The following is an 11,832-nucleotide window of genomic DNA, read 5'->3' as shown; positions in this document are numbered from 1 at the left end:
TCTAGCCGTTGTAGGTAGTGCCAGCAAGGCCAGCTGCCGGTGAGGCGGGCTGGTCGGTGGCACCGATTGCGTGCAGGCTGATGAGTTCGTAGACCACGTGGGCGGCGGCGATACCGGTCAGTTCGGCGTGGTCGTAGGGAGGGGCTACTTCAACAACCTCAGATCCGACCAGGTTGAGCCCGCGCAGACCGCGCAGGATTTCCAGGAGTTCGCGGGAGGTGATGCCGCCCGCTTCGGGGGTGCCGGTGCCGGGGGCGTGGGCGGGGTCGAGCACGTCAATGTCGATGGAGACGTAGAGGGGTCGGTCGCCAATGCGCTCACGGAGCAGTTGGACGACTCTCTCAACGCCCAGGTAGTAGACGTCGGCGCTGGTGACGATGCCAAAGCCGAAGCGGGCGTCGTCTTCTAGGTCTTCGGTGCCGTAGAGGGGGCCGCGAGTACCTACGTGGCAGAGAGCGTCGGTGTCCAGTAGTTCTTCTTCAAAGGCGCGGCGGAAGGGGGTGCCGTGGGTGTATTCGGCCCCGAAGTAGGTGTCCCAGGTGTCCAGGTGGGCGTCAAAGTGGAGCAGGGCGATTTTGCCGTGTTTCTTGTGCAGGTTGCGCAGGTTGGCCAGGGCGATGGTGTGGTCACCGCCGATGGTCACGAGCTGCGCGCCGTCCTTGGTGAGTTCGTGGGCACCGGCCTCGAACATTTCGAGGGCTTCTTCAATGTTGAAAGGGTTGCCGATGATGTCCCCGGCATCTGCTACCTGGGCTTCTTTGAAGGGGGAGATGTTGGCGGCGGGGTTGAAGGGGCGGAGCAGGCGGGAGGATTCGCGCACGTGGTTGGAGCCAAAGCGTGCGCCGGGCCGGTAGGAGACACCGGAGTCCCAGGGCATACCGGCGACTACGATATCTGCTTTTTCTACCTCGTCCAGGCGGGGTAGGCGGGCGAAGGTGGCAGTTCCGGCCCAGCGGGGTACTTCTGCGGCGTTGACGGGGCCAAGGCGTTCTACGCCGTCAGCGCCGGTGGCGATGACGCGGTTGGGTTTGGACGAGAAAAAGGCTTCTGCCATGGTGAGGGCTCCTTGGGGCAACGGAAGAGGGGGTCAAGCAGGCTCCTGTGAGCGCTGACACGAGATTTCACTCAACTATAACCCGTTTGCGGGGGCCTTTTGAGCTGTTTGCCCTGATTATTTATACCGGCGCTCATACATATACAGGTGGGGGCAAACCTAATACACGACGGCTTTGAAGCACTGCTCCCTGGCACAAGGGGGGCCGTATCTTTTTGCACCGAAGGTCTGCAAAAATGAAAGCTAGTTAAGACGCTTACACAGGAAGCAGTTCAGCGCAAGCAGATCCCCCGAGAGGTTATGACCATGCAACCACGCAAGACAGCGCTTACAGCTTCACTGCTTGGGGTCTTTGCCGCCCATAATTGCGAGGAAGTAGCGCACTTCTACCAAGATATCGAAGCTCTCCCCCACCGCATTAGAGAGTGCGGTCCCTGGTCAAGCCAGCAGGATTTTGCCCTAGCTACGGCCCTTCTCACCGGAGCATCTGCTCTTGCACTGGTAGCAGGGGCCTGTCTGCCCCACGGTAAACTTCAGCAGGTTCTCGTGCTAGCCCCCCCATCTGCTCTGGTGGGTAACGCGATGAGCCATATCTGCCGGAGCCTTATCCAGCGCCGCTATAACGGTGGGCTGATGACCGCACCCCTCATGGCGGGCATAGCGGGTCGGTTGATCACCAAGGCAGGGGCGGGGCTTCCTGCCCGCACCCGCTGGGGCATCTACATCGGGTCTAACGCAGCAACTCTTCCCTTGATTTTTGTGGCTCTTGCAGCGGGCAAAAGAGTCCGCCCGCTCTTACCAATAGCTCTTTCGCCCCAGACCTATTCAAAGTAGGTAAAAGGTATCCCATACCGCCCCTCCCCAAAGTACGAGCCGGGGTCAATGTGCATGTTTTTTCAAGAGACGGCTACAATAAACTGTGGCCTGCAACTCACCACCGTGAGGGCTTAGCCACATCAACCAACCCACTGGTCAAGCACACACGGCCTCAACACAAAGGAACACGCATGAACCTGGCCATTATTCTGCTGTATTTGGCAGCACTCATCCTCTTTGGCTACATCGGCAAACGAAAAGCCAAGAACGCCGAAGACTTCCGAGTAGCAGGCCGCAGGCTGGGCCCCGCACTCTACACCGGCACCATGTGCGCCGTTGTCCTGGGCGGCGCATCCACTGTGGGCGGCGTGGGCCTGGGCTACAAGTTCGGCATTTCAGGCATGTGGCTGGTTGTGGCTATCGCGGTCGGTGTACTCTTACTGTCCCTCATCTTTGCACCCATCATTGCCCGCCTGAAAATCTACACCGTCTCCCAGATGCTCTCCCTGCGCTACGGTGTGCGGGCTACCCAGGTTTCCTCCATCGTCATGCTGGCCTACACCGTCATGATTGCCGTGACCTCCACTGCAGCCTACGCCACCGTCTTCAGGGTCCTCTTAGATATGGACCGTACCAGCGCTATCCTATTGGGCTCCCTGGTCGTCATCGGCTACTCCCTCTTAGGCGGTATGTGGTCCATTACCCTGACCGACATGATGCAGTTCGCCATCATGACCGTGGGTATTTTCTTGCTCATGCTCCCCTTCTCCCTGAACAAGGCCGGTGGCTGGCAGGGCCTGACGGAACGCCTGGACTCCAGCTTCTTTGCCCCCGGGGCCATGGGTATGGACACCATTATCACTATGTTCGTGATTTACACTTTGGGCATCCTGGTGGGCCAGGACATCTGGCAGCGAGTTTTTTCCGCTCGCTCACCGCAGGTAGCCCGCTGGGGTGGGGCCGGTGCCGGTATCTACATTGCCCTCTACGGTATTGCTGGCGCTGTCATCGGTATGGCTGCCGCCGCCCTGGCTCCTGGGCTTGAGAGCAAGGACGACGCTTTTGCCACCGTTGCCCAGAACTTCCTGCCCGCAGGTATCGGCGGTATTGTCCTGGCGGCAGGTGTTGCTGCCATGATGTCCACCGCATCCGGCGCTCTGATTGCAGCAGCTACCGTAGCTCGGGTCGATGTCATCCCCTTCCTCACCGGTAAGCCTGCCATGCAGGAAGAGGACCCCGAAAGCGATACAGCCCTCAAGGCTGACCGTATCTACCTGCTCATCCTGGGTGTCATCACCACCGCTCTTGCTATTGCCCTGACCGATACGGTCACCTCCCTGACCATTGCCTACGACATCTTGGTTGGAGGGCTCATGGTAGCTATCCTGGGTGGCCTGCTCTGGAAGCGGGGTACGGGGGTAGCTGCAGCCCTGTCCATGGCGGTTGGCTCCCTGGTGACCCTAGGTTGCATGCCGATCTTTGGGGTACTGGCTAACGAACCTATCTACTACGGTATCGCGGTGTCCCTGGTGGTCTATGTGGTGGCCTCGCTGGCCACCAAGCCCACCGATCCTGCTGTCATCAAGACCTGGCATGAGCGGCTAAAATCCTAAGGTCCTGGGCGAACTGCCCCGCACCCTAGCTAGCCCGGCTTACCTTCTCACATGGCCATCTTAGGCCTGGGGAAGGCATAGGCCGGGCTCTTGCTTTCTTACTGGTAGGTCACCACAAAGGGTTTAGGTTCCAGGGCGTAGGTTTCTGCCGGGCTTAGCATGGGGGTATCTTCGTCATAGAAGTTTTTCCAGGAGGGCTTAATCTCGGGGTTCAGACCGGCTAGTAGCTGCTGATAGGTTGCCTCTTTAAGTTCGGGGCTACCGTGCCCATCGGCGTGGAGGGTCAGGGCCAGCTCAGAGTGCTTGCTCTCAAGCTGGGATCTATGAGCGATCATGGACAGGGTGAACTGGTGCAGAACCACCATTTTTTGGGGCAGGTGATTTTGCTGGGTCAGCTCAGCTAGATAGTCCAGGGTCTCATTGATTTCGCTGGCATCTACGCTCCCGATCTGTTGCAGGTGAACCTGGCCGGGGTAGATTCTCCATTCAGCATCTATACCAATGCCCACGTGAGGTTCTTTGAGCAGTTCTTCATAGTCTTTGACCTGCTCTGTAAAACTGCTATACCCGGGCTGGAAATCAAGAATGACGTAGATCCCCTCCTTGGCGGCCAGGTCTACGAGGGGGCGCAGGCTCTCCAGGCTGGCTTCGTCTGAATAATCGCCGTCCACACCCGCTGCCGAGCTGGCGACGGTAGCAATGATCTCAAAGGCCGGGATAACTTTCTCCTGGCTGTACCCCTGGTATTGGCTAGCTAAATCTTTGACTCTTGTAACCGACTCTTCTGGGCTTTGCTCCCCCAATGCCCCCAGAGAGGGGCCGCTGGGGTTGCCGTAAAGGGCAACATAGCGGTGAGCAAAGATTTCTTGGACACCGCCCATGACTTCCTGGGGTTGGGCCTGCGGTCTTGGTGATGTTTGCTGGGCTTTCTGGGTGGAAGGCGCCGGGCCCTGAGGGGTTGAGGGATCTTCTGTTCCTTGCCCAGGACCACCGCAGGCGGCCGCGGCTAAGAGCGTGCAGGTGGTAAGGGTGAGTATCCTGAGACGACGTGGGGTGGAGAGGGGCATGGCATCCTGGCTATCTTGGGGGAGGGGGACCTGTTTGACCATTTTCATAAGTCTACTTAATATTTTATCCCTCTCTGCCGCCCACCTGCCTGACTCACCCCACAGAACCTCATAAGAATACTGTGCTGTGCATAACATTTCACAGGTCAGCCTCCCGCCCCGAGACCTTAAAAACCCGTATGCTAGAGCGGACGTTAAAAGAATATTTCAAGCTGAAAGGTACCCATGACCCACCCCTCCCTGCCTGACCGTAGCACCGAAGTAACCGAGCCGCGCCGCAACGCTGGCTACGCCATCCTGGCAACCCTGCGTAACTACGGCGTCGATACCGTCTTTGGTATTCCCGGCACCCACAACTTAGAGTTCTACCGCCATCTCGAAGAACTCGGCATCCACCCGGTCACCACCCGCCACGAGCAGGGTGCCTCCTACGGTGCCGATGGCTGGTCACAGACCCGCAACCTGCCCGGCGTTGTCATTACAACCTCCGGCCCCGGTCTCTTGAACTCCCTCTCGGGAGCCGCAACCGCCTACGCAGAGTCCCGCCCCATGATTATCCTCTCCCCCGGCCGCCCGGTAGGCCAGGAGTTCCGCGATATCGGCGCCCTGCACGAGACTAAAAACCCCACCGGTGCCGTCAACTCCATTGTGGAGTTCTCCCGCCGCGTGAACTCAGCAGAAGAAGCGGTAGATATTATCCACAACGCTTTCCGCTCCTTCACCCACAACCGCCCGCGCCCCATTCACATTGAGGTGCCCCTGGATGTCCTCGAAAGCGAAGTTGAGCTTGACCCCGCAATTCTGCAGGCCCGCCCCCTGGGCAAGCCTCAGCCTGCACCGGTCGATGATGTGCGCGAAGCCGCCCGTATTCTGGCAGAAGCTAAAGCGCCGCTGATTGTGGCCGGTGGCGGTTCTATCTCTGCCGCTGATGACCTGCTTACCCTGGCTGAACTTCTCGAAGCACCGGTTATTACTTCCGTCAATGGTAAGGGCGCTATCCCCGAGAAGCACCGTCTTTCCTTGGGCGCTGACCTGCGCCTGAGCGCCGCTCACGCTTTCTGCCGGGAAGCCGATGCCATGCTTATTATTGGCTCTAAGATCGGTGAAGCTGAGCTCTGGGACGGCGATATCCACCCCGCAGGCCCGGTCATCCGCATTGATATTACCCGCGACCAGATGCTCACCAACATCACCCCGGACCTTGAGCTACCCGGGAACTCTCGGGCTGTTATCCCCCAGCTCCTTGAAGCTCTGGCGGAGCAGGGTGTCACCCCCGGTTCCCGCCAAGAGCGCAATCTCCAGGGCATCTTCGATGCCCTGGATAACGAGGGGCGCGCTATCGCCCCCGAGCTGGCAGAGCTTAACGAGCGCATCATGGAGATTCTGCCCCAGGACACCATCATTGCCGGTGACTCCTCACAGGTAACCTACATGGGCACCACCACCTTCTACCGGGCACCCCGGCCTAATTCCCTGCTCTACATGGCAACCTACGCCACCCTGGGCTACGGCCTGCCTGCTGCCATTGGCGCTAAGGTGGCAGCGCCCGAGCGTCCGGTGGTCTGTCTGCTCGGTGACGGTGCGCTCATGTTCGCTATCCAGGAGCTCATGACCGCTGTTGAGCAGCAGTTGGATCTGCCCATCATTTGTGTAGAGAACGGTGGCTACGGTGAGATTCGCCAGAACGAACGCGACCGTGGCATCGCGCCGGTTGCGGTAGACCTGGTTCAGCCTGATTGGGTCAAGCTGGCTGAGGGCTTCGGTGCCACAGGTTTCACCGCCACCATGGACACCCTTACGGAGACTGTTCAGAAGGCCCTGGAAACCCGCGGCCCCTCGGTGGTTCACCTTAAGATCGGTGAAACCCTGCGCTAAGGCAGATACTCTCAGCGCACAAAAGCACCCCCTGTTCTCTTTGGCAAGTATGCGGAAGAGAACAGGGGGTGCTTTACACTGCGGCTAGGGATCTATTCGTATCTCAAGGCGTCAATGGGGTCCAGCTTAGCCGCCTTATTGGCCGGGTAGTAGCCAAAGAAGAGGCCGATAGCTAGCGAGAACCCCAGGGACAGGGTGACAGCGCTCAGCGGCGGGAGCACAAAGGTCCCCAGCATATTTGAGCCCAGCATACCGAGCCCTCCGCCGACCAGTACGCCCAAGATGCCACCGACCAGGCAGACAATCATGGCTTCCACCACGAACTGCAGACGGATAGCTCCCCGGGTAGCGCCCAGGGCCTTACGGATGCCAATTTCGCGGGTACGTTCGGTCACGGTCACCAGCATAATGTTCATGACACCGATACCACCGACCAGCAGTGAGATACCGGCAATAGCCGAGATAGCTGCACTAATACCGGCCAGCACATCGTTGAAGGACTGTGTGGCCGCTGAGTAATCCATAATTTCAGCCATGAACTGCTCATCGGAACGATACATATTGGTGAGGTGCGCCTGAAGCAGAGCCTTGACCTGGGCCAGGTCTTTACCCTCCGCCGGGCGTACACTCAGGTAGGACCAGCCATCTGCATTCATGCTGCTGAACTGACCCTCAAAGGTGTAAGGCATCAAGACCGCGCCTGGCCCCGACATGCCCAAAAGACCGCCAGTATTATCTGGTTGGTAAACACCTACAACAACAGCATAGATGGTGCTGGAGCCACCCGAGCTAACCTCTACTTCTTGCCCCACCGCCTGAACCGGGTCGCCTCCCAGAAGTGACAGCTGGTCGGTAGAAATCATGATGACCGGTCGCTTGTTATCAATATCGGTCTGGGTGATAGCCCGGCCGGCCACCAGGTTCTTGGGGTTAAGCTCCAAGTAGTCCATATTGACGAAATTTATGAGACTCTCCGAGTTGGTCTGGCCCTCATAGGTAAGCTCAGCACCATAGGAGGCTGAGTTCCCCAGGGGAATACCGGCGATATTATCACCCATAACCTCTTTGAGGGTGTTAATGTCATCAATGCTGATAAGGGAGTCCCCGGTGGGCATTTGGCCTGAGCTACCCATCATTCCATAGGGGCTAGATATGTTTGCAGAAGTTTGGCCTTCGTCCTCACGGGGCCGTTCTTTCACCTGGATATTGAGGTCATTGGCTCCCGAACTCACAACAGCTTGGTTAGCCTGGGTTTGCAGGGAGTGACCCAGGGTCAGAATCGCAATCACTGAGGCGATACCCATGATGATGCCCAAAAGGGTCAAGAAAGAGCGCATTTTATTGTTGCGCAGGCTACCCAGCGCTAGGCTGATTGACTCTTTGATGTTCACGGCTGGACCTCCTCGGGGGTGGGCTCAGTGCCGCCCGGTGCGGGCGGAACTACCGCTGCGCTAGCCACCGGAGCCGATAGAAGACCGGTAGGGTCTGTAAGTCCATTGGCGCTCATATAAGGGGCGGCGGCCTCTTTACCGGCGACGATACGGCCATCAACCATGGTGACAATGCGGTCAGTTTCTGCGGCCAGCTCGGGGTTGTGGGTAATAAAAACGATGGTCTTACCCTGCTCTTTGTTGAGCTGATGAAAGAGGTCCATGACCATGCGCCCGGTCTGGCTATCGAGAGCACCGGTAGGCTCATCGGCCAGGAGCAGGGGCGGGTCATTGGCCAGGGCACGGGCAATGGCTACACGCTGTTTCTGGCCGCCGGAGAGGGCCGCTGGGCTGTTCTCCATCCGGTCAGCTATGCCCATCTGCTCCAGCAGGTAGGCGGCTCGTTCCCTGCGGTCACGAGCATTCATGCCCGCGTACATCATAGGCATCTCAACGTTCTTGAGCGCCGAGATGCGCCCAATCAGGTTGAAGCTCTGGAAGATGAACCCGATATTCTGGCTCCTGTAGAAAGCCAGTTCATCATCGCTCAGGTTGGGGATGTTCTCGCCATCAAAGGTGTAGTAGCCGTAGGTGGCTCGGTCCAGCAGACCAATGATGTTCATGAGGGTGGTTTTACCGGAACCGGACTGCCCCACAACCGATACGAACTCCCCACGATTGACGTGAAAGTCAATGCCAGGTAGAACGGTGATTTCGCTGGGGGTGCCCAGGTTAAAGGTTTTGACGATGCCCCGCATATCCAGCAGGGTTTCTGGAGGCTGTACTAGTTGCTGGCTCATGGTTTTACCAGCCGTAGCTCACGCCGGCGTCCAAAGTCACTGTCTCGCCCACACGGTAGCGGTAGTTCTCACCGTAGGTCAGAACCATATCCCCTTCGGCCAGCTCACCGCCGGTGATAGCAATATCGATGTCGTTGGCAAGGCCGGTTTCTACAGTGCGTTCTTCAAGGACGTAGTTCCCGCCGTCCTGGGGTACAGCTACCACGACACTCTTGGCCCCCAGGTCATTGGTGTACACGGCGTCTACGGGTACAGCCAGAGAATCAGTTTCCTCGGCGGTAATGATGTTGGCCTTGACGCTGGAGCCCAGGTAGAGGCCCTCGCGGTCGCCGGTGACCTCGATAGTGACGGTGAAGGTGGGGCTACTGCCGGTACCCACACCGCTTACGGCAGTGCCTGCGGCTTCGCTACCGGCCTGCTGGGCTGAGTCCGCAATAGAGGCTACCGAGGTAACAGTTCCGGTGTATTCTTTGGTGCCACTTGAGCCTGCAGTGAAGGTGACCTTGTTGCCTTCTTTGACCTTGGGGAGGTCAGATTCGCGCACACTTGAGGTAATGGTCAGTTTTGAATCGTCGCCGATAGTGACTACGGGGCCGGTTGCGGGGGCACCGGGCTTAGCAACGGTCATGACTACACCGTTAATGGGCGAGGTGATGGTTGCGCCATCAATGTCCTCTTGCAGGGAGGTAAGTGCCTGGTCGCGGGCCCTTTCGGCGCTGGTTAGGGAGGTCCGGGCGTTACCCAGTTCCGCTTCGAGGGTTGCAAGCTGGGTTGAGGCGGCGTTACGGGCAGTGCTAACACCGGAATCCGCGTCGGACTTTGCGCCAGCGGCCAAGCGCTGGGCTGACTCGGCGGCTGCGAGATCGGCGTTTAGAGCGGTCAGGTCAGCACCTTCGGCAGCTGCTTGGTCGCGTAGTGTCCGAGCAGTCGCCAGGCTGTTATTAGCCTGGGTGAGCTGCTCAGCCGCAGTGCGCTGGGCGGCGAGTGCAGCAAGGATTTCGGGGTTGGTACCGTTGTTAATGCCCTGGTTGTGCTGGTCGTAGGCGGTTTGTGCTGCCTTAAGCGCCGTCTGGGCGGTGGTGACCGCTCCTTCAAGCTGAACGCGCTGGGTGTCTAGTTCCCCTTGCAGAGTCGAGGTATCAATGGTGGCTAGGGTCTGGCCCATCTCAACCCGGTCGCCCACAGCCACGTTGACGGCGCTGATGGGTGAGGTCAGGTGGGTGGTGACGCTACGGATTTCACCGGGCTGGATTGTGCCCTCCACACGAACTTTGTTGCTGACCCCTTCTTTGCTCAGAATCATGTAGTCGGTGGCGGGGATGGCTCCGCCGGAGGCTGTCGAGCTAGCACCGAAAAGACTGCTGAAGACGAGAACCCCAACCAGGATGAGGGCTACGACACCGGCTGCGATAGCGATGAGGACCTTGGTGAGAGTAGACATCTTCTTTTTCTTGCGTGGCCGGTGGGCGGGAACCGGAGGGGCGGGAGGCTGATCCATTGGCAGGGTAGGAGTGTCCATCGTCTGACCCTTCTGAGCGGGGGTAAATGTGGTGTATCTATCTTTTAGTGTAGATTCCACCTACCCAGAAAACACCGAGTGGATACTCAGAAACCCATAAATCATCCCGCAGAATGATTTATGACGTGAGACGCCCACCGAGCTCCGGCTGAGGGCATAGAAAAGGGGGGCTCTTTCCGGTCCGCCCTCAACACGCACTCCTTGCCCCCTCACGGCTAGCGCCCTTTGCAGAATGAAACACATTTTTCTGAGGCAATAGGTACACACATCTGGAGTTCTTCGCTTATCTCCGCCCGACAACTCTTAGTACCAGTACGGCCCAGCAGTCTATGCCCTAACCCTGCCATGCCTGTAGATAGGCTGTGGGTTTTGGAGCGGTCGCTAGTCCATAGTTCTTCCGGCGGTTTCGGGCACAGCGCGGCGGGTAAAGGCAATCAGCCCCACACCGATGACCGCGAAGACCGCAAAAGTTGCCCCCAGCCCCAGGGCGGCAACCATCTGGGGGAAGAAGAGGGAGACGCAGAAGTTCGCCATCCAGGAGACAAAGGTGGCAACACCCATACCGGCACCGCGCACTCGGCCCGGGAAGAGTTCGCTCATGAGCACCCAGGTTACAGGGGACACCGCCCCCTGCTGGAAAACAAGGAAAATAATCGAGATCAGCAGGGTAGCCCAGGGGCGGGCAGAGGCATCAAGGAACTGAGAGGTCAAGGCCAGCAGCATCAGAGACACCGTGGTGCCTGCCAGACCCAGGGTGAGGACGAGGCGGCGGGGGAAGCGGCCCACGAACCAGAGCCCCACCGCCGCACCAATGACAGAAAGAACACCGTTAGAGATGTTGGCGGTCAGGGCGGCATCGGTAGAGAACCCGGCTTCGCGGAGTACCTGGGTGCCGTAGTACATCAGGGCGTTCACGCCGGTTGCCTGCTGGACGATACCGATAGCGCAGGCCAGAAGCAGGGTGGTACGCAGGGCCGGTTCTTGCCAGAGCTGGCCAAGTACCCCCCGGGCGGTAGCCGTAGACTTCCTATAGCCGGGCGACTCGGGAACTAGGAGCATACCCAGGAAAAGCACTAGGGCAGGGACCACGGAGATAGCGAACATGACCCGCCAAATCATGACGTTCTGGGCAAAGAGATTACCCAGTACGGCGTTCATAACGTAGGCAGCAAGCTGGCCGAAAACAATCATGAACTGGTTACGGGTAACGATAGCCCCGCGCCGGTTAACGGGGGAAATCTCTGCCAGGTAGATAGGAACCACCGCTGAGGCCGCACCGACAGCCAAGCCCACCAATACACGGAAAGCGATGAACACCGCCAGGTTGGGGGCAGATGTCAGCCCCAAGGAACCAGCCGCAAAAACAACCGCCAGCACCAGCAAAATACGGCGGCGGCCGAACCGGTCAATCAGCTGGCCCGCAGTCAGCGCACCAAACGCCGCGCCCAGCGTCAAGGCGGAGGTAGCCAACCCTTCAGCCGCCGGGGACAGAGTGAAATCCTGCTGGAGGAAGGGCAGGGCACCGTTGATAATGCCGGTGTCATATCCGAAGAGGAAACCACCGACCGAGATGATCCAGGTGTAAAGGGTGACCCGGCGGGGGTCGGCAGTCTGTGTCATATGCACTCCTTGGTAGAGACCAGAGCAATTCTAGCCCC

9 protein-coding genes are annotated in these 11,832 nt (G+C 58.8%); 3 read left to right on the top strand and 6 right to left on the bottom strand.

Features of this window, described 5'->3' with window-relative positions; all coding sequences use genetic code 11:
* Position 1 precedes the first annotated feature (1 nt).
* A complete protein-coding gene (gene speB, locus ACN08Y_RS08080) occupies positions 2–1,054 on the bottom strand; it encodes an agmatinase (protein ID WP_419111153.1) in 1,053 nt (350 codons plus the stop codon).
* A 300-nt stretch (positions 1,055–1,354) separates the two neighbouring features.
* Here speB and ACN08Y_RS08075 point away from each other — a divergent pair, with 300 nt between their 5' ends.
* Positions 1,355–1,888, top strand: a complete 534-nt coding sequence (locus tag ACN08Y_RS08075) for an HXXEE domain-containing protein (protein ID WP_419112360.1) — start codon at positions 1,355–1,357, stop codon at positions 1,886–1,888.
* Between the two features lie 173 nt (positions 1,889–2,061).
* Positions 2,062–3,483, top strand: a complete 1,422-nt coding sequence (locus tag ACN08Y_RS08070) for a sodium:solute symporter (protein ID WP_419112359.1) — start codon at positions 2,062–2,064, stop codon at positions 3,481–3,483.
* A gap of 98 nt (positions 3,484–3,581) precedes the next feature.
* Here the strand turns inward: ACN08Y_RS08070 and ACN08Y_RS08065 are convergent, their stop codons facing one another.
* Complete coding sequence (locus ACN08Y_RS08065; protein ID WP_419112358.1) at positions 3,582–4,598, bottom strand: hypothetical protein; 1,017 nt, start codon at positions 4,596–4,598, stop codon at positions 3,582–3,584.
* A 177-nt stretch (positions 4,599–4,775) separates the two neighbouring features.
* Here ACN08Y_RS08065 and ACN08Y_RS08060 point away from each other — a divergent pair, with 177 nt between their 5' ends.
* Positions 4,776–6,425, top strand: a complete 1,650-nt coding sequence (locus ACN08Y_RS08060) for a thiamine pyrophosphate-binding protein (protein WP_419112357.1) — start codon at positions 4,776–4,778, stop codon at positions 6,423–6,425.
* Between the two features lie 92 nt (positions 6,426–6,517).
* Here ACN08Y_RS08060 and ACN08Y_RS08055 read toward each other — a convergent pair whose 3' ends face one another.
* The 4 genes from ACN08Y_RS08055 to ACN08Y_RS08040 all read right to left on the bottom strand — a co-directional run bounded on the left by ACN08Y_RS08055 (position 6,518) and on the right by ACN08Y_RS08040 (position 11,794).
* Positions 6,518–7,816: an ABC transporter permease gene (locus tag ACN08Y_RS08055; RefSeq protein WP_419112356.1), complete on the bottom strand. Its 1,299-nt coding sequence runs from the start codon at positions 7,814–7,816 to the stop codon at positions 6,518–6,520.
* Complete coding sequence (locus tag ACN08Y_RS08050) at positions 7,813–8,655, bottom strand: ABC transporter ATP-binding protein (protein ID WP_419111159.1); 843 nt, start codon at positions 8,653–8,655, stop codon at positions 7,813–7,815. The genes ACN08Y_RS08055 and ACN08Y_RS08050 overlap by 4 nt, the downstream gene beginning before the upstream one ends.
* A gap of 4 nt (positions 8,656–8,659) precedes the next feature.
* Positions 8,660–10,174 (bottom strand): efflux RND transporter periplasmic adaptor subunit, encoded by a 1,515-nt coding sequence (locus ACN08Y_RS08045; protein ID WP_419112354.1) that lies wholly within the window; start codon positions 10,172–10,174, stop codon positions 8,660–8,662.
* Positions 10,175–10,555: 381 nt separating this feature from the next.
* On the bottom strand, positions 10,556–11,794 hold the full coding sequence (locus ACN08Y_RS08040) for an MFS transporter (protein WP_419112353.1): 1,239 nt from the start codon (positions 11,792–11,794) through the stop codon (positions 10,556–10,558).
* Positions 11,795–11,832 lie beyond the last annotated feature (38 nt).

Source organism: Rothia sp. P5764 (assembly GCF_048512965.1).
Classification (GTDB): Bacteria; Actinomycetota; Actinomycetes; order Actinomycetales; family Micrococcaceae; genus Rothia.
The sequence above is the reverse complement of the archived record's forward strand: the minus strand, read 5'-3'. Positions and strand labels throughout refer to the sequence as shown.

Coding starts and splice junctions, on each gene's coding strand:
- ACN08Y_RS08045 (WP_419112354.1), bottom strand. CDS start 10,174: ATGGACACTCCTACCCTGCCAATGGATCAGCCTCCCGCCCCTCCGGTT.
- speB (WP_419111153.1), bottom strand. CDS start 1,054: ATGGCAGAAGCCTTTTTCTCGTCCAAACCCAACCGCGTCATCGCCACC.
- ACN08Y_RS08040 (WP_419112353.1), bottom strand. CDS start 11,794: ATGACACAGACTGCCGACCCCCGCCGGGTCACCCTTTACACCTGGATC.
- ACN08Y_RS08060 (WP_419112357.1), top strand. CDS start 4,776: ATGACCCACCCCTCCCTGCCTGACCGTAGCACCGAAGTAACCGAGCCG.
- ACN08Y_RS08075 (WP_419112360.1), top strand. CDS start 1,355: ATGACCATGCAACCACGCAAGACAGCGCTTACAGCTTCACTGCTTGGG.
- ACN08Y_RS08050 (WP_419111159.1), bottom strand. CDS start 8,655: ATGAGCCAGCAACTAGTACAGCCTCCAGAAACCCTGCTGGATATGCGG.
- ACN08Y_RS08065 (WP_419112358.1), bottom strand. CDS start 4,598: ATGAAAATGGTCAAACAGGTCCCCCTCCCCCAAGATAGCCAGGATGCC.
- ACN08Y_RS08070 (WP_419112359.1), top strand. CDS start 2,062: ATGAACCTGGCCATTATTCTGCTGTATTTGGCAGCACTCATCCTCTTT.